The sequence below is a fragment of the Lonsdalea quercina subsp. quercina genome, assembly GCF_000688655.1.
GTDB lineage: Bacteria > Pseudomonadota > Gammaproteobacteria > Enterobacterales > Enterobacteriaceae > Lonsdalea > Lonsdalea quercina.
The window spans coordinates 133840-156579 of the sequence record NZ_JIBO01000004.1; the positions used below are offsets into that span (position 1 = coordinate 133840).

Below are 22740 nucleotides of genomic sequence, written 5' to 3' on the forward strand. Positions count from 1 at the left end.
AGACTGTCATTATAATTCGCGGGATATTCAGGCAAAGGAATCTCTATGTGTATTGATGAGTGGGAAGCGCGACTGGACAGCGCGCTGCAGGCGCTGGAGTCCAGCGTGCAGCAACAGCAGCAGCATTGGCGCGAGCACGTTCAACAGCTCAATGCGCAATTGACGCTGGCCCAGGAGCAGGAAGCGGAACTGAGAGAGCAGATAGAAACGCTGGTGGCGCGGATGAATTCGGTTAGCGCGTCGCCGGAGCGCAATCCTCTGCTACAGAAGGTCAATGTGATCCGTACCCATATCGATGCGCTGGCCAAAGACGCCGAGGCGTTCTGCCAGTCTTTGCCCTGACCGGGAACAGGAGAGGCGTCAGGCACTCTCCTTTATCCTTGCATCATTCTGTTAATCTTCATTTTTTCTTACGTAATTTTATCGCTTTGCCCACAAATGGCGGTTTTCTCGCCGATTCTCCTTTCAAAGTTTTACCCTTGCTCTCATTACCTTAAGTTCTGTGACCTATACTCATCCCTGACAACGAATGATGAACAGCGTTAATGCTGGTAAACCATATATGAGGGGAGTCTATGTCTAAATTAACCGCTATCGTGATTGCTTCCGCACTGGCTTTTGGCGCGGCTGGCTTTGCTAACGCACAAGAGACTAAACCGGCGAAGCCGCATGGCGAGCACATGATGAAGCATCACGGCCCGGATAAGGGAATGGAACATGGCATGATGTTCAAAGGCCTGAACCTGACCGCAGATCAAAAGCAGAAAATTCACGAGATCATGGAGAGCGCCCGTAAGGATGCGCCTCGCCCGGCGCCGGAAGACCGCACCGCAATGCACGACGTCATCGCTGCTGACAGCTTCGATGCGGCCAAAGCAGAAAGCGTGGNAGATAAGATGGAAGAGGCCAGCAAAGCGCGTACGCTGAAGCATCTCGAAACGCAGAACAAGATTTATAACGTGCTGACGCCGGAACAGAAAAAACAGTTCAACGCGAACTTTGAAAAACGTCTGGCTAAAGGCGAACACGCGCCTAAGCCTGATGACGCGCCTAAAGCCGAACAGTAATCATCGGCTCGTCAACCGCCGGAGTGACTTTTTCGTCACTCGGCGGTTTTTTTTGCCTGTCGTCTTACGCTTGATCCGCGAGACGGCGTTTTTTTCGCGCTGCCGACGACATTTTCGCCCGGTGCGCCTTGACCTTTCCCCCGAAGACAGGGGATACGTTTTTCTTTCTCCTACTATGATGAGGTCCTAGATCATGAAACATCGTCACTGGCTGTTAGTGGGTTTTCTTCTGGCTCCGTTAAGTGCGTTGGCGGCTGAAAGCATGCACGACGGTAACCACAACTCCACGGATTCAACGGGTTTTGAGCAGGCTTATCAGCAAGATATGGAAAACATGCATCGCGATATGATGAAAAGCATGTCGACCCAGAACCCGGATGCCGCCTTTGCGCAAGGCATGATCGCACACCATCAAGGCGCGATCGCGATGGCGAAAACACAGCTGCGATTCGGCAAAGATCCCGAGCTGCGTAAATTGGCGGAAGACATCATCAAGGCGCAACAGCCGGAAATTGAACAGATGCAAAAATGGTTGGAGCAGCACCCCGGCCAATAGTTGATGAGGCCAGGCGGACAGGGTCCGTCTGTCTTTGCCTGGCTAATAGGTCACCGTCACGGTAACTGTGTCGCTGTACGCGCCCGCCGGTACATTGCTCTGATTCGGGTTGATTTTCGCGGTGTAGCTGATGTTTTGCGAATCCCCCGATCCCGTCGCTCCGTAATTATTCTCGCTGGTCCATTCGGTGCCGTCCGATCGGTAGAACTGATATTGCAATGAGTAGGNGGAGCCGTTGATGAGCGCGTTCATCTGGCGCCAATTACCACTGCCGGCGTTAATGCTGGAGAGGCCGACGGTGTAGGTGGCGTTGCGCGTACACCGTACGCTAAGCGCATTGTTGATGGTGGAAAAACTGCTGGGAAGCGCCTGGGTGCCGAAGTTAACGTCCGGCGCGCTGTCGATATAGCAGTCGTTGGTGACGACCATGGAGACCGGGACGACCGATGTGTCCGTCCCTGTGGTATAGGCGCAGATGCCCAGCACTCCGACAAAGCAAATTTTGTAGTACCAGGACAGTGTGATGTTATCGGTATAGGTACCGGCGGCCACATTGGCGCCAGTCGACGTCCTCAGATAGATGGGCAACGTCCCGTCGCTAGAGTTGAACAGCCCCAGCAACCCGAGCAGCGTGGTGCTGCTCCATTTGATGGTATTCCCTATCGGGTAGGTGGCGCTGCATCCGGAGTCTTGGCAAATAGTGTAGGGGATGTACTCGCCGGTACTGGCGTTATACATCTGCGGCGTGGAGCCAGAGGCGTTGCTGGTCGACGAAATAGTGGCGGTCACGGTGTTGGTGCTGATCAGCGAGAGCAGGCTGCCGGAGCAGGAAAACCCGCTACCGGATTCCACCGTCTGCGCGGTGCTGGCGAGCGTAAATGAACTGATGGAGCCGAATGACGAGCTGCTGGATGACGAGCTGCAGCCCGCATAGGCGGTGGACAGTCCCGACGTCCCTAAAAGCAGCATCATAAGTAACCGAAACATAGTCATGTTATTTATCCCTCGAGGGCGCGGTAGCCGCCCTCATTTCCGTAGCTGTACACACTTTCTCTCCCAGAATAACGATGCCGGGTTTGTTATCCGGCAAATCGATATTCAATACACAGGTACCGCTGTCTGAACGCTGAACGCGCAGTTTGAGGTGCGGCTTGACCTGTTCCATGAATACCTGACCGTCATAGCCGACGATGGCGGTTTGTCCGCTGACGATATCCGTGACGTAAGAACCCACCGGTAACGCCGCTTTCTTATCGTCCACCAGATTAAGGTTGACCGAATGGACCTGTCGGACGCTAAATCTGACCAGCGCGCCGCTGCCTTCCTTAACGGCCACGCGTCGTTCGGTCTCAGGGGCATCAATGCCCAAAGGCAGTTCTAGCGTGTTGATTTCGACTCGGGCCGGATAATAGGCGCTGACCCAGGGAACCAGGATATGACCGGTATTACTGGTCGTGCCTACCTGCTGGTTTTCATATTTGACCGGAACATCGGGGTAGCCGTCGGTGCTGACGACGATAAAGGCGTCGTTAATTCTGTTGGCTGCGAAAAACGTGTTGTCCATATACAACACAGAACCGCTGAGATCGCCCCAGTAGTTGTAAGCCGAGGTTGCGCCGTACAGGCCCGCCTGATAGGTCGCCCGTTGTGTTTTCCAGGTGAGGCTGGCCTGCTGATCGTGGCTGTCGCCGCCCGAGTAGGCGACGTTCCAGCCCACTCCGCCTTCTGTCGGCGTAGTGCGCGTCATCGACACGCGTTCGGTATATTCGTCCATCGAGTTTTTCTGAACGCTGGCGGTAGCTGAGATACCGTTGTCCAGCGGAACGATCATTTGCAGGAGTGCGCCGTAGCCGTGACCCCCGATGTTTTTATTCAATGAGAAATACATGCTGGCTTTGTCCCAAATGGACCAACTGTAGGAGAGGTTAGCCAGACGGGTTCGGGTGTCGTCATGCGCACGAATATCGAAATAGCCTAACCCTAGCGTGCCGTTGCCAAGCCCAAAAGGCGTTGTACTGAACGTCATCTGATCGGACTGTTTGCTGAGATGTCCACCGCTGGAGGCCACACTTAAATCCTGGTAGTTGACGCTGCGCTCGGCGTGTTGAGCCGCAATCCCCACCGTATTTGCATAATAGGAGTAGCCAACGACGAACTGCTCGCCCTGACCATTGTCTTGACTATGGCTGTAGGCGCTGCTCAACGTGCCCCAATGACCGATGGCGAGATCGCCGCCAACGCCGCCGAGTAGCAGATTTTCCGAGGTTTCCAGATGGCTAGACAACGTCAGCCAGTCAGTCAGGCCGCGACGATAAATGCCGCTGGCCGCCGACTGACCGTAATCCGCATCTTTCACGCCATAGTTGCGGCGCAAAATCCCGAGGGACACATCGAAGTCATCCAGCCCTTTACGTAACAAGGTATTGGAGACGTAAAAGGGGACGCTGGTGGAAACCTGTCGTCCCAGCGCATCGGTAGTGATGACCGTCGCTTCGCCCGCGCCATTGATATACGGGACGTTGGTCAGCGTAAAAGGCCCGGAATTCAGCGAGGTACTGCTGGCCTTGTAGCCATTAATAAACAGATCCACCGTACTCGGCAACGGATTCGCCCCGGCGTACTGAATCAACGGGTAAGTGACGATATCCGGGCGCACTGCGAAATCGCGGCTAAACCGCACTCCTCCCATACGCACTGAATTGCTCCAGGTCAGGGAGTTGCTGATGAAATCCCCTGCCTGAAAGGTATGCATACCGTCGATATCGTTGTAGCGCCAAAAGGTGTCGTAGCGCAGATATCCTTTGTTGCCGCCGTCGGTTTGAGTGTGGCCGAAATAGTGAGAATAGGTCCCCGTGTTGGAAATGAGGGCGTAATCGTTAAACAGCCGCTGTTCCAGCCAGGTGGTCACGCTTTGCGAGGACTGATAGCCCTTGAAGTAATACGCATCGTAGTTGAACGCCAGGCCGGGCGTGCTTTGCGCTTTCGTCTCCTCAATCATTTCCCCACTATTGGCCAACTGCTCTGGCAGCCACTCTAGTGGGACGGTGAGATTCAGCGACTGGTTGCCGGCGTCATAATAAACCTTCACCTCGGGAAGCGCGTTAACGTCGACCCAGCCGGAACGTTGCGTTCCGGTATGTATGTGGTTTTTCGCCAAAACGCCGGACTCCACAGAGAAATGTCCGCGAATGTACTGCACCGGAACCACCTGACGGTCCGATACACCGTTCACAATCAACGTCAGGTAATACGTAGTGTTCTCGACCGCGGGCGCAGTCTGGGGCGGTTTGGGCAAATCGCCATATTCTTGCGCCGCCATCGCCGGAGCACCATAGGCTAAAATGAAGAAGGATATGACCTCAATATGGCGCCGCAGCCGATATCCATGGCATAAAATAAGCATTCTCTTCCCTCATTAAGGCGCGGGGCTGATGAGCGTTGGCTGGTGGTTATCGGCTAATTGAGCGTAGAGATGGCTATTCATCGCGGGGCGTTTATTGGCAGGCAGCGGCCAGCGAACCTCCTGGCCCGGCAGCACATAAGTGAAAAAGCCCTGAGCCAGCGAAATCGACGATTTGGTCACGCGTGGCTTATCGCCAAAGAAGGTATTACTCAGCCGCGCATGGACGATGCCGCTATTTTTGATCGCAAGCTCAGTGTGTTCGCCTTTGTGGATGAGGCGCCAGCTGAGTAAAGGGTGAGTTAACATCGAGTCGTCGGGATGTTTATTTTTAGGCTGTTTAAGTTTGACTCCGTCGCCGGTCATGAATAACGGCAACAAATAGCGCATCTGCAGCTTCAGCCCCGACTGGGTTTTACCGGCGGTGTTGAGCGNCGGGATTTCATCAATCACGATGCGATAGGTGCGNTCGGTCTGCGGCGCGACGGCGATCGTTTTCATGAGCCGGATCATCTGACGTTGATTAGGCTGCACGGTGGCGAACGGTGGGCTGGCGATAGCATCGGTCTGATTCGCGTAGCGATCTTTGCTGTCCTGTTGTTGCCAGGCCAGAACGCGGATCTGTAGCGTCACCGCAGATGAACCGCGGTTTTCCAGCCAGAGGGCGGATCCCTTTTCATCCGACTCGATAACCTGATAAATCGGCCAGACCAGTACGGAGCTGGCTGCGAGTGCGGAAGCGGTGAATAAACCGAGTAAAACTGCAAGGAGCGCCACATGCCATTTTGTAAGTATTTTTTCCATTTTATTCAATTTTTTCAATAGGTAAGTGTCACAGTCACCGTGTCCGTATATGTGCCCGCCGCAGGTTGGTTCGTGGATGAAAACAGACGGCCATAGACCGGATAACTTTGCGTACCGCTGGGAAAGGAGGAAACACCATAGGCCAGGGAGCCGGTTCCCCAGACGACGCTGCGTCCGGCATCTTGATAGAGCTGATAGGCAATGGTGTCGCTGCTGTTGCTACCTACCATGTAGCGTGACGAACTGTTTCCGCCATTAACCCCGTAGTCCATCGCGATACTGATGGCGAGCCCAGGTGTGCAAGTTACGACAATGGAGCCGCCGCCGCTGGTGCTGGTAACGTCAATATTGCTATCCAAAACGGCCCTTTCGCCGAAGTTCAAGGTGCCTAAACTGGTGGTCGAAGTTGTGGCGCTGTTACCGAAGACGCAACCGCTATCAATGACCGCCGCTACCGTAAACTGTTTGCTGACGCTGCTGGCCGGGGTACAGGGAGAAACGAACAGGCTGGTGAGAAGTGGCATCCACTGCCATAAACGCTTTCCCAAACTTGCTACAACAATGAATCTCAATGCGTCTCTCCCTGGTTACAGGTGTTACCAAGACAGTGTCGCGGTCACTGTATCTGTATAGGTACCGGATGCGGGCGCGGTAGTCGATTGATCCGAAGGAGAAATACGGCCATAAATCGGGATGCTTTGCGCGCTGCCGTCGGCATTCAGGGACAGAGAGCCGTTAATCGCGATTTCGGAGCTACGGCCGCTGTCGGAGTACAGGTGGTAAGGAATGACGGTGCTGCCCCCGTTGGATGACAGATTACGTACCGAGGAAGTACCATACAGGCCGCCATCTAAAGCCAGGGAAGGGGACAGGCCATTACTGCAGGTGATGGACACGGTGCTACTGCCATCTTTCCCAATAACGGTACCGTTGACGGCGCTGGTCAAGTCGGCGTATTCACCAAAGTTCAAGGTTCCCCATTCGTTCGTTCCGCTGGACGAATTATTGTTGGAAACCGTACAACCTTCACCAATGGNCAGCTGAACGCCGATCTCACCGGTCAATGACCCCGTAGCCGCATGAGCTGCGCCAACAACAGACAAAGTCAGCGCAGTGCTCAGTAGGGAAAGAGCAAGAGAACGTACTGTTTTCATATTATTCCTCAGTCATAGGTGACCACTTCTTTATATGTATCCTTATGACAAAGAGACATATATAGGTAGGGTAATTGAAATTTACAGCGCTTGTTATTAATAATGGCAAGCGATGATGGACGTTAATCAATTAAATGGCAGATTATTAATAACCATGGATTCATTATTGGCTGAATGAATTTACCCACTTCTCCTGTTTTATTTAGATATATTGACTTAAATTATAGGGGCTTTGGCTCCTAAGCCAAATTTAGAAGATGATTAATTTTAATGTATCGTATAAGTCTATTTTTTTGATTTTAGATGCTGGTTTTCTGGTTTTTTCTGGTTGAAAAAACTGGATTTAGGTGTGAAATTAGCGCTACAACTTCCTCCGATTGTTTCTTGTTATGCGCGGGCTGGCGGCTTTCCTGCTCTGCATAGGGTGGGGGAATGTTATTTTATAAAGTATTGAGGTGGAAATAGTTAAGATAGTTCATTAATCAATATGCTTAGATAATGTGACGTTGATGCGTCTGGATGACTATAGGATACATTATCCTGTTCCCTCCATTATTTAATTCATGATGGCTTGCGATATATCAGTCAGTTAATAATGAAACGGTGTCAAAAGATACCTTAATTAAATAAGATGAGAGAGGTGACGAATTAATAATTGGCCTCAATGTATCGCAAGGTCTATGCCCGTTTTTTTCTCCGTTATGCCGGAAACTTTCCCTTGTTATTATGAAGATGTTTATTTAACTCGGAGGGCATAGGGTTGCGCGCCACGTTCTTATTCTCACGCTCTCTTTACGGCAACGTCGTGGTGAGGTGTTGTGTGCATTGGTGGGGTAAAGTCCGGATCACGCAGTTCGAAGTGACGAACCCAAGCATAATGTTCATCTTTAGTTGATGAATTCGCCCCCACAATATCCTTAACGAATTGAAGGAAATCATCCTGCGTATAGTCATTCAAGTTTTGATATATGGTTGTCATATTCCCCTCTTGGAATGAATCATGCCAGGCAGTTTTTGCGTAACGATAAATATTTTATCCATGTCGTAAACAGCCCCTCCGTTAACGATACGTTCAATATGAAGAACCTACATACAGCTCTTTTCCCTAACTGCTCTGAAGGTATTGCATAGAGAGATCGCCCTTTTGCGATCAGGGCCTTGTTAGCTGGCACGAATTGCTCTATTAGCTCGGGATTCTCAGCGACAACACGCATTTAATCGTTCAGAATACGCTGTTTTTGTATTTGAAATTCTTCGTCAGTCAAAATTCCGTCTTCTTTCATTGCAGCCAATTTTTTGATTTTTTCTATTTTTTCATCAAAAGAAATCGATGATTCAGTAGGCTGCTGCGGCTTTTGTGATGGTTCTCTTTGGTTATTACGGGTTTCGTTTATCAAGTTTGTAAAAGGGATAACAGATGCTTTCATTACGTTTTTTATAGTGTAATTCTGGCCGCTAGTAGAAATGAGAATTTCACCTAGAAGTATTCCTGTCTTTCCTCCCACACTGACGATATTACTTAGGTTGACATCGATCTGCTTAACCCCATAGAGCATGCCTTTATCTAAAAATATGACACGCTTATTTGTCAGCGTAATTAACCATGTGTTGCCATCCATTATTCCAGTTGCTACCGCTAAAGGTGTTTCACCTTCGCTTAGTATTTCAGGAAGATGGAAAAACTCTTTCTTGGTAGCGAACGGCACATCCGATACGACAGAGCTCAGTCGTTTCATTTCTGCTTTCAGCTGTTCTTTTGATGCTGTTTTGTAGTCAATCATTTTCATTCCTTGATTATTTTATGGTTAATGCAACTCTGCCAAGAATGTTTATATCTTCGATTAAGCAATTGAAAGAAACCCCAACGCCGCTGACGCGTACTTTTTTAACAGGTATACGCGTCAATATGCGGATACTTGCTTTACCTTCGATCTTTACCAGCCAGGTATCGTCATAAATTTCCGGGAAGTGCTGCTCAATGATGTATTGAGAATCGCCTTCAATTACGCAAGCGGGTTTGGTCGGCAGCAGGTTACCGCGTAAAAAAGAGGCTTTATCAAACATGTAAACACCCGCCTCATAAAGCTGGCCGTCGACAATTTTTTGCCGTGGTATCTCAAGAAGATTTGATTCTGTTTGGTCGAGCTTTTCACCCTTTCCGGTTACACGCCATTCAAGGCTTGCACCTGTCTCCGCCATACACCTCACCACTCTATCTGCAGGAAATCCACCGCGTTTGTAACGGCCTGAAAGGCTACTGGCTGCCGTGCCAAGATGCTCAACAAGCATCATCTTTGAGGTAAAGCCATACGCAGTGATCACCCTGTCTAGAATGGGGCCACTTTCCAAGCTAAGGCCAAAGGTGGTTTTTTGCATCACGAATCCCAATATCGAATTAACAAATTAATTTATTGAAAATCAGTAAAATACAAAATGGCCTTTCTCCTGTTTTCGTGATGTACCAATTATTGCCCCACGTTGCCGTGTGGGTGCTGAACGAGAGTTTGCCTTATGTGTCCTAACATTACAATTATCTTCCCTGAGCCGTACCTGCCGTTAGATGAGTACTGCCGCCGCACTGGAATCAACAAAGAAACCGCTTGAAACCTGATTGAGTATGGAAAATTGCTCATCAACCGAAGGGTAAACAGAAGAAAGGCTTGGTAGAAGTGAACATGGCCGCTCTTACTGTGATGTCATTAAGCGAATGCAGCATTTCGCTTAATGCGTAAATAATCCTGTAGTCCCTCCGTTTTTTAGTACCACCGCCAGTGAGGATCTCCGGCCAATGTTTGCCTCGCATAGATAACGGGTGGCATATCACCCAGTGAGCTATGCGGGCGTTCTTCGTTATATTCTGTGCGCCAGTCTTCTGTTAGCACGCGGACTTCTGACAGTGTTCTGAACAGATACCTATCGAGTATTTCTGTTCGTAGCGTTTTGTTAAATCGCTCAATAAATCCATTCTGCATCGGCCTGCCTGGCTGAATAAAATCGAGTTTCACACCATGTCATTCTGCCCATTCGGCTAAAGCAACGGCAGTGAGTTCTGGCCCATTGTCACTTCGTATAAAAGCCGGGTAGCCTCGTTCTGCGCTTAATCGTTCCAGAATACGCACAACACGATGAGCCGGTATATTTAAATCAACGTCGATGGCCAGCGCTTCCCGATTAAAGTCATCAATGACGTTAAATAACCTGAATCGCCGCCCGTCGATCAAGGCATCACTCATAAAATCAACTGACCAACAGTGGTTCATTTTAGGCGGAAAAACCAACGGTTGTGGATGCCTGTTAGGTAGGCGTTTTTTTCCTTTGCGTCGAAAATTGAGTTTTAATAGACAGTAGATAAGGTAAACCTGTTTTGCATTTCACGGTAATCCTGCTTGGCGTAACTTATTGAACATTAGTCCAAAGCCATAGGCCGGATACTGATGCGCCAATTTTTGTAGTGCCTCGACCACCGGCAGATCCCGTGTCGTGTTCGGGCGGTAATGCAACAGACTTCGACTAATACCGATAATGCGGCACCCACGTCGCTCACTGGCCTGATGTTCCGTCATGACATAACGCACCAGCTCACGCTTTTCAGGCACCGCTAGAGTTTTTTGCTACAACATCCTTAAGAATTACATGATCTAAGCTGAGGGATGCATACATTTGCTTTAATCGGCGATTCTCTTCTTCCAGCTCTTTCATTCGTTTAATATCGGAGGACACCATGCCGCCGTATTTGGCTTTCCAGTTATAATAGCTGGCTTCCGACACACCGTTTTCGCGGCAAACATCCTTCACGTGTCGACCCCCTTCAACCTCTTTCAGAACCCGCAGGATCTGAGTTTCAGTGAAACGCGCTTTCTTCATGATGAGCCTCCATTGGTTGTATTTTAGCCAGAGAACTCTATTACGCGGTAAGACTAAATTCAGGGGGGATTACAATTGTCTCCTCTGTGCCGTCCGGGATTGGGTGTACCAGGATGGTCGGTTGATCGATAGGGGCGACCGGCGTTTCTGTCTGCGATAGTGGCTCAGAGCCCTCCGGATTGGCGGGCGTCCAGGTAATTTTGGGGCCGTCGACGCCCGGTGCGGGCGTAAATTCATAGCGGCTTTGCTCGGGTTTCCACACCATATTCGCGACGCGCACACCTTCGTACGGCGTGCCTTCGCCGGTATGTACGCCGTAGACCTGCATATTGCCGTGAATGTCGTGACGCCAGAAAAAACGCACGCGGGTCGTAGCGGTTTCTCCTGCCCAGCCTTTCTGCCGTAGTGTGTCTTCCAGCCAGTGCTCATCACGTCCCGGAACCTTGTCGCTCCCTTCGCCAACGGCTGGGCTGTACAACGCGGAAAACAGCACACCGAGTAAAGGCACCGTAGTTGATGCCGCCAGTGTGCCTTCAGTCAATGTCACTTGCCCCCAAACCTGTGTCATCGTGGTGACGGCGGCTCGGGTTGCCACCGTATTTCCGGCAGACATCGCAGCGACGGGGACTGCTGCGGCGGCAACTGGCGTGATGGCTGATTTAGCCAATGGCGTCGGCGTGACTGCTATTTCCTTTGAGGACATCAGGTAATAAAGCGTTTTATACCAGGGCTCCGAGCCAGTGAGTTTACACTTTTTGGCGCTGTGATATCTTGTCTGGGGTGACTACCAACATATAAAGTCTTAGGGTGTATGGGGGCCGACAGTGATTTGTCAGCCCTACATGATCATTTTGAGTCTTTAAATAACGGAAGGCCTTGCGACTTTCGCCACCTCTTTATCTCGTTGATCACGCCTTCAGGTGAGTCATCTCGATCATCGGGTGGGTTGAAAATTAGACCGTTACCTTCTGGGTGCTCGACAATTTTGTCGAAGTGAGAAACTAATTTCTCTATGTGATTTTTTAATTCTTTACCTTTCAGATTTTTAGGGTTTTCAAAAAACTCTTTCAAAAAATCGATGAATTCATTCTCTGTATAATCGTTAATATTTTCTTTGAGTTTCATTTGTTTCTACTCTCATTTATGTATATTGATATGATTTCTAGGTGTATTAACTCTCAGGTTATCGACGTCATACACTGGGCCGTCATGTTGTATGTTCTTAACATGATGGAGCTCGAATGTTTTTCTTCCCCCGACTTGCTCTAACGGAATGGGGNAAGGNGCGTTTCCTGCCTGTATCAAAACCTGATTAGATCTTTTGAATTGTTCTAATAATTCAGGACATTCTGAAACTGCTAACCAAAATGCTTCTCTGAATGCGTCAAATGTTTTAAATTCTCTTCCACGTAGTTTATCGGCAACTTGGGCCGGTATTGGTGCGCCCAGCCCTGAACTGGCGGCGTCCAGCCATTTCCCTTCGCCGGTCAGTACTTCTCCTTGTCCAGTCACGATGCCCGGCTCATCTCTTGCTGTCGATTTCAGGTAAACATAAATCGGCTTTATGCCTGAGTCCGCTGGGAATACCAGTATCCAGTCATTGAAGTCCCGCTCATCCGGCATCGGGAACGGCGGCGTTGTGGTCTCCTCTGTGCCGTCCGGGATCGGGTGTACCAGGATGGTCGGTTGATCGATAGGGGCGACCGGCGTTTCTGTCTGCGATAGTGGCTCAGAGCCCTCCGGATTGGCGGGCGTCCAGGTGATTTTGGGGCCGTCGACGCCCGGTGCGGGCGTAAATTCATAGCGGCTTTGCTCGGGTTTCCACACCATATTCGCGACGCGCACACCTTCGTACGGCGTGCCTTCGCCGGTATGTACGCCGTAGACCTGCATATTGCCGTGAATGTCGGGACGCCAGAAAAAGCGCACGCGGGTCGTAGCGGTTTCTCCTGCCCAGCCTTTCTGCCGTAGTGTGTCTTCCAGCCAGTGCTCATCACGTCCCGGCACCTTGTCGCTCCCTTCGCCAACGGCTGGGCTGTACAACGCGGAAAACAGCACACCGAGTAAAGGCACCGTAGTTGATGCTGCCAGTGTGCCTTCAGTCAATGTCACTTGCCCCCAAACCTGTGTCATCGTGGTGACGGCGGCTCGGGTTGCCNCCGTATTTCCGGCAGACATCGTAGCGACGGGGACTGCTGCGGCAACTGGTTCGATGGCTGATTTAGCCAATGGCGTCGGCGTTACTGCTATTTCCTTTGAGGACATCAGGTAATAAAGCGTTTTATACCAGGGCTCCGAGCCAGTGAGTTGAACGGGGGTTGATGCCGCGGCCGGTTCAGTGAACTGAGAGGGCTTTTTCTTCTTCGCAGCTTGTGCGTGCTGCACCACCGGTTTGTTTGCGTGAGGGGGACGATACCCACAGCAATCGTCGACGACAGGCTGAGCAAATAACGCCATCTGCCCAAAGTTATCAACCGTCTCTTTCTCCGTTCCCGCGTCTGTGCAGCCTTCACCGCGCAGGCAGGATTTCGCAAAAACCGGCGGGGTGGTCAACATAGGCGATAAAGCGAGGAGCGGATCACGCCGCTGGGCGGATTGTTGAGCACAGCCCGCTACCGGAGATTGATAAGGGATATTCCCGATAATGACGTTACTGCTTCCGCTCACGATATTGCCGCCGCAGTTGATCTCGTCGCCGATACGGGCGGCTTGCTTACCGTTAATGATGACGGTAGAAGAGCCAGCGGCTATTTGACGCGGATGAAGACCGTGGGGCACGTTGGGGCAGGGGCAACCGTGGAGCTGAACGCCGTCACCTTGTCGTGCGGCGGGCTGNCCATTGATGATAACGTCCTGACTACCTGCGACGACGGGGGTCGCTGGAAAACACGCGTGACCACTGCCGATATCGTTTAGACGGGCGGCTCCCGGCATAGTAATAATCCTTTTACTATAAAATTAACGATATCAATGGAATAGGGTGTCGTGTCGGAAAGGCTTGAGCCGTCCTGATATAACCGGCGGCATTGCACCATAGACCGATGATCAATTATTACACGGCTACCTATGTCCTGCCAGTGTCATGATTAAACACCGCTGCGGGATATTGCCTGCTTTGCCAAACCGCCGCTTATGCCAAGAGCAGCCGCTCTATCTCTCGTGAGACGAGCAGACTGTATCACCAGTGCCGGCTATTAATTGTGGCGCGACCTTTATGACTCATGAAACCATCGTGCGCTACATCGTTGCTTCAGGAGTGATTGAACATGCCGCTCCGCATCCATCAAATGATGGCCAGGGGCATATGAATTTTTGACAAATAAACTCGCTACGGCGGGTTTTTTATTGGGCTTATGAAAATCTCTGCTGCCATTTTGCTGGCAATTTATATTTAAGCAACAAAAAANCCACTCGCGAGAGTGGCTTAAATATGTGATTCTAAAGCTAAAAATTGGTGGCCCCTGTTGGGTTTGAACCAACGACCAAGCGATTATGAGTCGCCTGCTCTAACCACTGAGCTAAGGGGCCAGCGGGTGCTGATTATACGTTACCCTTTATAGGTAGGTCTATAGACATACAGTTAGGTGGCGGTTTTCTAAACAGGGCTAGCCTGTTGTTATTACTGCTGGAATTTGTCTTAAACATCAGAGATAACATGACGAGGGTGAGATGATTACGGATATTCTGGCTTCACATCTGCAGGTGGTTTTTTGTGGTATCAACCCGGGGCTTTCTACGGCTCATCACGGCTATCCTTTCGCGAATGCCAACAATCGTTTCTGGCGGGTGATTCACAAGGCAGGATTTACCGAACGTCAATTAGCGCCGGAAGAGGAGGGACTCCTGCCGAATTATGGCTGTGGAATCACTATGCTAGTAGAGCGACCGACCGTAGAAGCCTCGGAGTTGGCTCGTCACGAGCTAAAGCAGGGTGGGGAGCTATTACGTGAAAAGATCATGCGATATCAGCCGCGAGCGCTCGCTGTGTTAGGGAAGCAGGCTTATTCTCAGGCATTTGGTCGAAGTCAAGTGGGCTGGGGCCGGCAAGACACTTCTCTGGGAGAGACTCAGGTGTGGGTTTTGCCGAATCCAAGCGGCTTGAATCGCGCGACGCTGGACTCGCTAACGGCATCTTACCGAGAGCTATATCAAGCGTTGCATGCCTAGTGGTGGAGAGGAAATAAAGAAACCCGGTCGTGCCGAAGGGAGGATGATATGCAAGCAACCGGGGGATGCTGAATTAGTGGTTAAGCTCTTTCTGAGCCTGCTTCAGGTCATGGCGCGCCTCTTCCAGTTTGGCGCTTTTCTTACTCACTTTTTCCGCTTTCCCAGACTGTTTAGCCTCCTGAACTTCCCGTTCTAGCACCTGAACCTTACGCTGTTTTTCATCGACGTTTTGCTGACGCTTTTGAAGCAGCGCGCTATCCGTGCAGTTCGCTTTGGCTTCTTTCAGCGCTTTCTCCAGTCCGGCAATACGGNTTTGATTACCATGCGCTTTGGCCTGAGAGATTTCCTGCTCGATGTTGTGCTCTTTTGCCTGACAACCGCTCAGTGCGTGGTTGGCGGCGAAGGAAGAAAAGGAGAGCAATGCCGCAAGAGCGATGCCTGCGTTGAGGTAGTGGGTTTTCATTTTTTTTGCCTGTATGTCTGTTGGAAGGGTAAGGGAAGGGTAAGTATAGGACCGGCAAGCCGATCCTATACTTAAACAGACAGAATTAGTCGTCCAGGAAGCTGCGAAGCACTTCAGAACGGCTGGGGTGACGCAGTTTACGTAGTGCTTTGGCTTCAATCTGACGGATACGTTCGCGCGTAACGTCAAACTGTTTGCCGACCTCTTCCAGCGTGTGGTCGGTGTTCATGTCGATACCGAAGCGCATACGCAGCACTTTCGCTTCGCGCGCCGTCAGGCCCGCCAGAACGTCGTGCGTTGCGGAGCGCAGGCTTTCAGACGTGGCTGAGTCCAGCGGCAGCTCCAGCGTGGTATCTTCGATGAAGTCGCCCAGATGCGAATCTTCGTCATCACCGATCGGTGTTTCCATCGAGATCGGCTCTTTAGCGATTTTCAACACCTTACGGATCTTGTCTTCCGGCATCAGCATACGTTCCGCCAACTCTTCCGGAGTCGGTTCACGACCCATCTCCTGCAGCATCTGACGCGATATACGATTGAGTTTGTTGATGGTTTCAATCATATGCACCGGGATACGGATGGTACGCGCCTGGTCTGCAATGGAACGGGTGATGGCCTGACGAATCCACCATGTGGCGTAAGTTGAGAACTTGTAACCACGACGGTATTCGAATTTGTCTACGGCTTTCATCAGACCGATGTTCCCTTCCTGAATTAGATCCAGGAACTGCAGGCCACGATTGGTGTATTTCTTGGCGATAGAGATCACCAGACGCAGGTTCGCCTCAACCATCTCTTTCTTGGCACGGCGTGCCTTCGCTTCACCTATCGACATACGACGGTTGATGTCTTTGACTTGTTCGATCGTCAGTCCGGTTTCTTCTTCGATTTGCTGCAGTTTCAACATGCTGCGATGAACGTCGTCCTGCACTTCGCGCAGCTTTTCAGACCACGGTTTATTCAAGGCCAGAGCGGCTTCAAACCNCTTATCGTTGGTTTCGTTGCCGCCAAACAGCGTCACAAAGTTTTTCTTCGGCATTTTGCACTGCTCGATGCAGTACTTCATGATCAGACGTTCCTGCGTACGCACGCGATCCATCATGGTGCGCATGCTGTTGACCAAGAAATCAAACTGTTTAGGCACCAGACGGAACTGTTTGAAAACCTCGGACAGATTCAGAATTTCCAGTGCGGCCTTGGCATGACTGCGACCGTTAGCCTTAATGGTCTGACGGGTCACTTCATACTGATCGCGCAGCTCGGCAAATTTCTGGCGAGCCAGTTCTGGATCGATGCTGTTGTCGTCATCGCTGTCGTCATCGTCATCATCGTCATCGTTATCATCGAGTTCTTTGCTAGGAAGCTCGGAACCCACGTGAGTCGCGGTGGGTGCGATGTCTTCTTCCGCATTGGGATCGACAAAACCGGTAATCAAATCGGACAAGCGGCTTTCGCCTGCTTCAACGCGGTCGTACTGATCCAGCAGATAGGTAATGGCTTCCGGATACTCGGCCACAGAGCACTGAACTTGGTTAATTCCATCTTCAATGCGTTTGGCAATATCAATCTCACCTTCACGCGTCAAAAGTTCAACGGTACCCATTTCGCGCATGTACATGCGCACAGGGTCGGTCGTGCGGCCAATTTCGGATTCAACGCTGGATAACACCTGCGCAGCTGCCTCTGCCGCATCTTCGTCTGCGTCATTGGTATTTTCTGCCAGCAGAAGGTCATCTGCATCCGGTGCTTCTTCCATCACCTGGATGCCCATGTCATTAATCATCTGGATGATGTCTTCGATCTGGTCGGAGTCGATGATATCTTCCGGCAGATGGTCATTGACCTCAGCATAGGTCAGGTAGCCTTGCTCTTTACCACGGGTGACAAGAAGCTTGAGCTGTGACTGCGGGTTTTGCTCCATAAGACGGTATCCACACTTCAGAGTATTTGGGTTGGTGTCGGTCAGCGTAATCGCTGACAATAACAGTAGGGGTTTTTGCTATCGCCGCAGCCCCCGTCACGGCACTCTGTAGGGTTCAACCCTACTATTCATCGGCAATTAAGCCTCGGTAATCAGTTTTTTCTTGTAAGGGCCAGCTGCAATGACCAGAGTTCCTTTCGTTCTTCCGCACTAAGCCCGTGTGTTCTGTCTCGGGCTATCAGCGTGTCCAGACGAAGCTGCAGCAGTTGATCGTAAAGTTCAGCCAGGCTGATCCTGAATTTTTCCTCGATCTCCTCATCTACGATCATATGGTTCCAGGCGGCCATGGTTTCAAGCTGTTTGCGATATTGACTGTCGCGATATTTTTCCAACAACAGTCCCATGCTCATGCCTGGACTTTCATTGCAGGTCTGAACCAGATCGAGGAATAAGCCCAATCCCGCCATTTTACTTTCGTCGCTACCTTCCAGCGCCAGCGCCGGTACCTCGGCCGCCAGCCGGGGATTTTGTACTAAAAGTCCTATCAGTATACGCATAGTTGTGACTTTTAGCCGTGGAGGCTGATAAGACGATGAATGCTCCGTCGTCTTGGGCATCAAACGATCAAGCTGGGAATCATCCAGCAATCCCAGTTTTTTGCCCAACTGCTGGCGTAAGTACAACCGCAGCGTTTCGCCCGGCACCTGACCAATTAGCGGCAGTGCCAACGTACTCAGCTTGGCGCGGCCATCCGGCGTGCTCATGTCGACCTGCTGCAACAGCGTGTCGAACAGGAATGAAGATAGCGGCATTGCCTGTTCGATACGCTGCTCAAAAGCGGCTTTCCCTTCCTGCCTCACCAGCGTGTCCGGGTCTTCGCCATCAGGTAAAAACATGAACAGCAGCTGGCGTCCATCGTCCAGATAAGGCAAGGCGGTTTCCAGCGCGCGCCATGCCGCATCCCGTCCGGCTCTATCACCGTCGTAACAGCAGACAACACGGTCGGTGGCGCGGAAGAGCAACTGAATGTGATCAGCAGTCGTTGACGTTCCCAGCGAAGCTACGGCATAGTCAATGCCGAACTGAGCCAGAGCGACGACGTCCATATACCCTTCAACCACCAATAGCTGTCTTAGCTCGGGGTGTTTTTGCTGGGCTTCATACAGGCCGTAAAGCTGGCGACCCTTATGAAAGATTTCCGTTTCCGGCGAGTTAAGATATTTGGGAACACCGTCCCCCAATACTCGACCGCCAAAGGCGATCACGCGCCCTCGTTTGTCCCGAATAGGAAACATAACGCGCTCGCGAAAACGATCGTAAGTGCGCCCTTGATCGTTAGTCACCAACATGCCCGCATCGTTCAGCGTTCTTTTATCTTCGCTGCTGCGGCCAAAACGTTTTAACGCGTTATCCCAACCGGGCGGCGCACATCCAATCGCAAAATGCCTGATGATGTCGTCACTGAGACCACGTTTCGCCAGATAGGTTTTGGCTGGGGTGCCGGCTGGCTGATGTAGAGTATGTTGGTAATACGTGCTTAATTGATCCATCAGCTCGTACAGGCTTTGTCGCTGATGACGTTCAATCTGAGNGGGCCCCGAACCCGCCTCGTAAGGCACTTCAAGGCCGTGCATGGTCGCCAGTTCCTCAATGGTCTCAACAAATTCCAGCCTGTCGAAATTCATCAAAAAATCGATGGCGTTACCATGGGCGCCGCAACCAAAACAATGGTAGAACTGTTTGTCGCCGTTAACGGTGAACGAAGGGGTTTTCTCGTGATGAAATGGACAACACGCGTGATAATTCTTGCCCTGTTTCTTCAGCTTCACGCGTGCGTCGATCAAGTCGACGATGTCGGTGCGAGCCAACAGGTCACCAATAAATACGCGNGGGATTCGTCCAGCCATAAGCCCCTGATTCATAGCTTATAAACGACAACAAGCCGCGCATTCCTTTCGGAAATGCACGGCCTTCGTATGCAACTGCTAAGTCTGCGGATTAATCACGCGATCGGAGGCGGCACCTCCTAAAATTAATACAGACGAGTGCGGCGTGCGTTTTCTCGAGCCAGTTTCTTCGCGTGGCGTTTTACTGCAGATGCTTTAGCGCGTTTACGTTCAGTTGTCGGTTTTTCATAGAACTCACGACGACGAACTTCGGCCAAAACACCTGCTTTCTCGCAGGAACGCTTGAAGCGACGCAGAGCTACGTCGAACGGCTCGTTTTCACGTACTTTAATTACCGGCATGTGCCTCTCACCTCAATAAATTCGGTTTGTCGCTGACCTGGTGCCAGCCTTTTCAAAATGGTGCGGAATTCTACTGCAACTACGAGGCCGTTGTAAAGCACTGCGGCAATAACAAACCTCGCGGTCTTATGTCCACGCTCAAATGGGAGCGCTTATGGTAGACTATTCGCCGCTTGAAGCAAGCCGCTTGTTAACCGTAACCGAGAGTGAAAAACAGCAATGCGCGTATTGGGTATTGAAACGTCCTGTGATGAGACGGGAGTCGCGATTTATGACACGAAAGCCGGACTGCTGGCAAACCAGCTATATAGTCAGGTAAAGCTGCACGCGGATTATGGCGGTGTCGTTCCTGAGCTGGCGTCCCGCGATCATGTCCGTAAAACCGTACCCTTGATTCAGGCGGCACTGCAGGAAGCCGGGCTGCAGCGTAAAGATATCGACGGAATCGCCTACACTGCTGGTCCTGGTCTGGTCGGCGCGCTGCTGGTCGGCGCGACGGTCGGGCGCTCCTTGGCGTTCGCGTGTAATGTGCCGGCCATCCCGGTACATCACATGGAAGGGCACCTGCTCGCTCCCATGCTGGAAGATAATCCACCCGCATTTCCTTTTGTCGCCTTATTGGTTTCGGGTGGCCACACTCAGTTAATCAGCGTAACGGGGATCGGCGAATATCGTTTGCTGGGTGAGTCAATCGACGATGCGGCTGGAGAAGCGTTTGATAAAACGGCCAAGCTGCTGGGGCTCGATTATCCCGGAGGTCCGCTGTTGTCAAAAATGGCTCAGTCCGGACAGGCGGAGCGCTTCACTTTTCCACGTCCGATGACCGACCGGCCTGGACTGGATTTCAGTTTTTCTGGGCTGAAAACTTTTGCTGCAAATACTATCCGCAAACAGGGTAAAGACGAGCAGACTAAGGCGGACATCGCGCGCGCATTTGAAGATGCGGTGGTGGATACGCTCGCGATCAAATGCCGACGAGCGCTCGATGACACCGGATTCAGACGGCTCGTCATCGCCGGCGGGGTCAGCGCTAACCGTACGTTGCGGGAAAGACTGGCTGAGGTCATGGTTAAACGCGGTGGCGAAGTGTTTTATGCCCGTCCTGAGTTCTGTACGGATAATGGTGCGATGATCGCCTACGCGGGCGCTATCCGTTTGCAGCAAGGTGGCGTGACGTCATTAGGCGTAACGGTGCGGCCGCGTTGGCCGCTGGCTGAATTGCCGTCTTTGTAAGACGGCTTATAGCTCTTGTTCGAACAAGTTAAGAATAGCCTCGTGGAGCTGCTCCACGCTGAACCCTTTGGCCGGTGTGGTGAATATGGTGTCATCTCCGGCGATCGTCCCCAGTATCCCTTCTGATTTTCCCAATGAATCCAATAACCTGGCGATGAGCTGAGCGGCACCCGGGCTTGTATGGATGACGACGACGGATTCATTGAGGTCCACATCCCGTACCAGATTTTTTAACGGACTTGATGTGGTCGGTACGCCAAGTTCAGCGGGGAGGCAGTACACCATTTCCATCTTGGCATTACGCGTACGAACTGCGCCGAATTTGGTGAGCATTCTCGATACTTTGGACTGGTTAATATTTTCAAATCCCTCGTCCTGCAGGGCTTGCACGATCTCGCTCTGAGAACTGAATTTTTCTTCTTTTAATAGCGCATTGAACGCTTTCACCAAATCTTCTTGCTTTGTTGAATGACGCATTTGGCTGCAGTCCATCATTGTTAGTCATAACGATATTATGCTGTGGAATGAATTTTTATGCAATCTGGGCGCCTAGTCAATCGATGTGGCGGGCTTTGTTGAGGAAATAGTTGCTAGTCGAAAATAAAACTGGAGAATGTGCGCCTGCTCACACAAAGGTAACTGGAATGTTATGCAATTGCTTAGGGTTGTTGTTTGTTTGCCGTGATTAATCTGTATCTACCTGGGTAATGAGTGGAAGCAGCGCCTGTTACTTTAGTTACCTTAGTTACATTTTTATAACCTGTGTGCGTTTTAATTTATTATGAGCCACGCTGCGCCCTTGATGCGCTGATTGGTTGCCTGATTCTACTTTTTATTATGAGCACGGACGTTTGTAACGAAACAAATCCACGGCATATTTAACTAATGATAATAAAATAAGGAGTTTAAGATGAAAGTTGCTGTTCTTGGAGCCGCCGGCGGTATCGGTCAGTCTCTGGCACTTCTTCTCAAAACCCAGCTTCCTTCAGGCTCAGAGTTATCGCTTTATGATATTGCGTCCGTAACGCCAGGTGTTGCTGTAGATTTGAGCCACATACCCACAGCGGTAAACATCAAAGGTTTCTGCGGTGAGGATGCGACTCCCGCATTGGATGGGGCTGACGTCGTTCTGGTCTGCGCCGGTGTTGCTCGCAAGCCGGGCATGGATCGTTCCGACCTGTTTAACGTCAATGCCGGCATTGTCCGCAATCTGGTTGAACAAGTCGCTCGAGTTTGCCCAAACGCCTGTCTTGGGATTATCACGAATCCGGTAAACACCATCGTGGCTATTGCCGCAGAAGTGTTAAAAAAGGCAGGGGTATATAATCGAAACAAACTCTTCGGTGTGACAACGCTGGATATCATTCGGTCCAATGTTTTTGTCGCGGAGCTTAAAGGCAAGAACCCCCAGGACATCGAAGTGCCCGTGATTGGGGGTCACTCCGGCGTGACCATTTTGCCGCTGTTATCGCAGATCCCTGGAGTCAGCTTTACCGAACAGGAAGCGGCTGAGCTGACAGAGCGCATTCAGCACGCTGGCACGGAGGTGGTTGAAGCTAAAGCCGGAGCCGGCTCTGCGNCCTTGTCTATGGGCCAAGCCGCCGCGCGTTTCGGCGTCTCTTTGGTTCGAGCGTTGCAAGGCGAAAGCGATATTGTTGAATGTGCTTATGTTGAAAGCGATGGCGATTATGCCCGCTTCTTCGCCCAGCCTTTGTTACTGGGCAAAGAAGGCGTTGCCCAGTATATGCCTATTGGCTCTCTTAGCGACTTCGAGCAGCGTTCCCTAGATGAGATGCTGGAGACGTTGAAAGAAGATATTGCGATGGGCGTCGCCTTCGTCGAACAATAACCGTTACTGTACGT

The 22740-nt window shown here is 51.1% G+C and carries 21 protein-coding genes, 1 tRNA gene and 4 pseudogenes; 8 read left to right on the top strand and 18 right to left on the bottom strand.

The window, feature by feature from the left end:
- Window positions 1-45: 45 nt before the first annotated feature.
- From RZ35_RS03485 to copM, 3 genes are all read left to right on the top strand, one after another.
- Window positions 46-342, top strand: a complete 297-nt coding sequence (locus RZ35_RS03485) for a hypothetical protein (RefSeq protein WP_026742062.1) — start codon at window positions 46-48, stop codon at window positions 340-342.
- Between the two features lie 233 nt (window positions 343-575).
- Window positions 576-1067 carry an ATP-independent periplasmic protein-refolding chaperone Spy gene (gene spy / locus RZ35_RS03490; RefSeq protein ID WP_026742063.1) on the top strand — a complete coding sequence of 164 codons (492 nt, stop codon included), beginning with the start codon at window positions 576-578 and terminating at the stop codon, window positions 1065-1067.
- A gap of 193 nt (window positions 1068-1260) precedes the next feature.
- Window positions 1261-1623, top strand: coding sequence for a CopM family metallochaperone (gene copM, locus RZ35_RS03495; protein ID WP_026742064.1), 363 nt, complete (start codon window positions 1261-1263; stop codon window positions 1621-1623).
- 42 nt (window positions 1624-1665) lie between these two features.
- On the opposite strand, the gene RZ35_RS03500 is transcribed toward copM, so the two are convergent.
- From RZ35_RS03500 to RZ35_RS03535, 8 genes are all read right to left on the bottom strand, one after another.
- Entirely contained in the window at window positions 1666-2616 is a 951-nt protein-coding gene (locus RZ35_RS03500) for a Csu type fimbrial protein (RefSeq protein WP_026742065.1), read from the bottom strand.
- 1 nt (window position 2617) lies between these two features.
- Window positions 2618-5026 carry a fimbria/pilus outer membrane usher protein gene (locus tag RZ35_RS03505; RefSeq protein WP_081825687.1) on the bottom strand — a complete coding sequence of 803 codons (2409 nt, stop codon included), beginning with the start codon at window positions 5024-5026 and terminating at the stop codon, window positions 2618-2620.
- Between the two features lie 12 nt (window positions 5027-5038).
- Window positions 5039-5827 carry a fimbrial biogenesis chaperone gene (locus RZ35_RS03510; protein WP_036152578.1) on the bottom strand — a complete coding sequence of 263 codons (789 nt, stop codon included), beginning with the start codon at window positions 5825-5827 and terminating at the stop codon, window positions 5039-5041.
- A 14-nt stretch (window positions 5828-5841) separates the two neighbouring features.
- On the bottom strand, window positions 5842-6351 hold the full coding sequence (locus tag RZ35_RS03515; protein ID WP_036152579.1) for a Csu type fimbrial protein: 510 nt from the start codon (window positions 6349-6351) through the stop codon (window positions 5842-5844).
- A gap of 72 nt (window positions 6352-6423) precedes the next feature.
- Complete coding sequence (locus RZ35_RS03520; protein WP_036152588.1) at window positions 6424-6981, bottom strand: Csu type fimbrial protein; 558 nt, start codon at window positions 6979-6981, stop codon at window positions 6424-6426.
- A 781-nt stretch (window positions 6982-7762) separates the two neighbouring features.
- On the bottom strand, window positions 7763-7960 hold the full coding sequence (locus RZ35_RS18430; RefSeq protein WP_051625456.1) for a bacteriocin immunity protein: 198 nt from the start codon (window positions 7958-7960) through the stop codon (window positions 7763-7765).
- 235 nt (window positions 7961-8195) lie between these two features.
- The gene (locus RZ35_RS03530) at window positions 8196-8762 is read right to left on the bottom strand and encodes a PH domain-containing protein (protein ID WP_026742069.1); all 567 of its coding nucleotides are present in this window, start codon (window positions 8760-8762) and stop codon (window positions 8196-8198) included.
- A 13-nt stretch (window positions 8763-8775) separates the two neighbouring features.
- Window positions 8776-9357, bottom strand: coding sequence for a phage repressor protein CI (locus tag RZ35_RS03535; RefSeq protein ID WP_026742070.1), 582 nt, complete (start codon window positions 9355-9357; stop codon window positions 8776-8778).
- Between the two features lie 135 nt (window positions 9358-9492).
- On the opposite strand from RZ35_RS03535, the pseudogene RZ35_RS18235 reads away from it, so the two are divergent.
- Window positions 9493-9713, top strand: a pseudogene (locus RZ35_RS18235) (regulator).
- Window positions 9714-9737: 24 nt separating this feature from the next.
- On the opposite strand, the pseudogene RZ35_RS17610 reads toward RZ35_RS18235, so the two are convergent.
- The 4 genes and pseudogenes from RZ35_RS17610 to RZ35_RS03565 form a co-directional block, all read right to left on the bottom strand.
- Window positions 9738-10845: pseudogene (locus tag RZ35_RS17610) on the bottom strand (IS3 family transposase).
- A gap of 61 nt (window positions 10846-10906) precedes the next feature.
- Window positions 10907-11410 (bottom strand): annotated as a pseudogene (locus RZ35_RS03555) (S-type pyocin domain-containing protein); the annotation flags it as partial.
- A gap of 281 nt (window positions 11411-11691) precedes the next feature.
- Window positions 11692-11970, bottom strand: a complete 279-nt coding sequence (locus tag RZ35_RS03560) for a bacteriocin immunity protein (protein ID WP_026742073.1) — start codon at window positions 11968-11970, stop codon at window positions 11692-11694.
- A gap of 12 nt (window positions 11971-11982) precedes the next feature.
- On the bottom strand, window positions 11983-13779 hold the full coding sequence (locus RZ35_RS03565; RefSeq protein WP_026742074.1) for an S-type pyocin domain-containing protein: 1797 nt from the start codon (window positions 13777-13779) through the stop codon (window positions 11983-11985).
- A gap of 176 nt (window positions 13780-13955) precedes the next feature.
- Here RZ35_RS03565 and RZ35_RS18240 point away from each other — a divergent pair.
- A pseudogene (locus tag RZ35_RS18240) lies at window positions 13956-14161 on the top strand (ogr/Delta-like zinc finger family protein).
- A gap of 136 nt (window positions 14162-14297) precedes the next feature.
- Here RZ35_RS18240 and RZ35_RS03570 read toward each other — a convergent pair.
- Window positions 14298-14373, bottom strand: a tRNA-Ile gene (locus RZ35_RS03570).
- A gap of 141 nt (window positions 14374-14514) precedes the next feature.
- Here RZ35_RS03570 and mug point away from each other — a divergent pair.
- Complete coding sequence (mug, locus tag RZ35_RS03575) at window positions 14515-15012, top strand: G/U mismatch-specific DNA glycosylase (RefSeq protein WP_026742075.1); 498 nt, start codon at window positions 14515-14517, stop codon at window positions 15010-15012.
- A 73-nt stretch (window positions 15013-15085) separates the two neighbouring features.
- On the opposite strand, the gene RZ35_RS03580 is transcribed toward mug, so the two are convergent.
- The 4 genes from RZ35_RS03580 to rpsU all read right to left on the bottom strand — a co-directional run bounded on the left by RZ35_RS03580 (window position 15086) and on the right by rpsU (window position 19644).
- The gene (locus RZ35_RS03580) at window positions 15086-15475 is read right to left on the bottom strand and encodes a DUF1090 domain-containing protein (RefSeq protein WP_026742076.1); all 390 of its coding nucleotides are present in this window, start codon (window positions 15473-15475) and stop codon (window positions 15086-15088) included.
- Window positions 15476-15560: 85 nt separating this feature from the next.
- On the bottom strand, window positions 15561-17396 hold the full coding sequence (gene rpoD / locus RZ35_RS03585; protein ID WP_026742077.1) for an RNA polymerase sigma factor RpoD: 1836 nt from the start codon (window positions 17394-17396) through the stop codon (window positions 15561-15563).
- 152 nt (window positions 17397-17548) lie between these two features.
- Window positions 17549-19303 carry a DNA primase gene (dnaG, locus tag RZ35_RS03590; protein WP_026742078.1) on the bottom strand — a complete coding sequence of 585 codons (1755 nt, stop codon included), beginning with the start codon at window positions 19301-19303 and terminating at the stop codon, window positions 17549-17551.
- A 125-nt stretch (window positions 19304-19428) separates the two neighbouring features.
- A complete protein-coding gene (gene rpsU, locus RZ35_RS03595) occupies window positions 19429-19644 on the bottom strand; it encodes a 30S ribosomal protein S21 (protein ID WP_001144069.1) in 216 nt (71 codons plus the stop codon).
- A gap of 219 nt (window positions 19645-19863) precedes the next feature.
- On the opposite strand from rpsU, the gene tsaD reads away from it, so the two are divergent.
- Complete coding sequence (gene tsaD / locus RZ35_RS03600) at window positions 19864-20877, top strand: tRNA (adenosine(37)-N6)-threonylcarbamoyltransferase complex transferase subunit TsaD (protein ID WP_026742079.1); 1014 nt, start codon at window positions 19864-19866, stop codon at window positions 20875-20877.
- Between the two features lie 6 nt (window positions 20878-20883).
- Here tsaD and argR read toward each other — a convergent pair whose 3' ends face one another.
- The gene (gene argR / locus RZ35_RS03605) at window positions 20884-21354 is read right to left on the bottom strand and encodes a transcriptional regulator ArgR (RefSeq protein ID WP_026742080.1); all 471 of its coding nucleotides are present in this window, start codon (window positions 21352-21354) and stop codon (window positions 20884-20886) included.
- Between the two features lie 433 nt (window positions 21355-21787).
- On the opposite strand from argR, the gene mdh reads away from it, so the two are divergent.
- Entirely contained in the window at window positions 21788-22726 is a 939-nt protein-coding gene (mdh, locus tag RZ35_RS03610) for a malate dehydrogenase (RefSeq protein ID WP_026742081.1), read from the top strand.
- The last annotated feature ends 14 nt before the right edge of the window (window positions 22727-22740 follow it).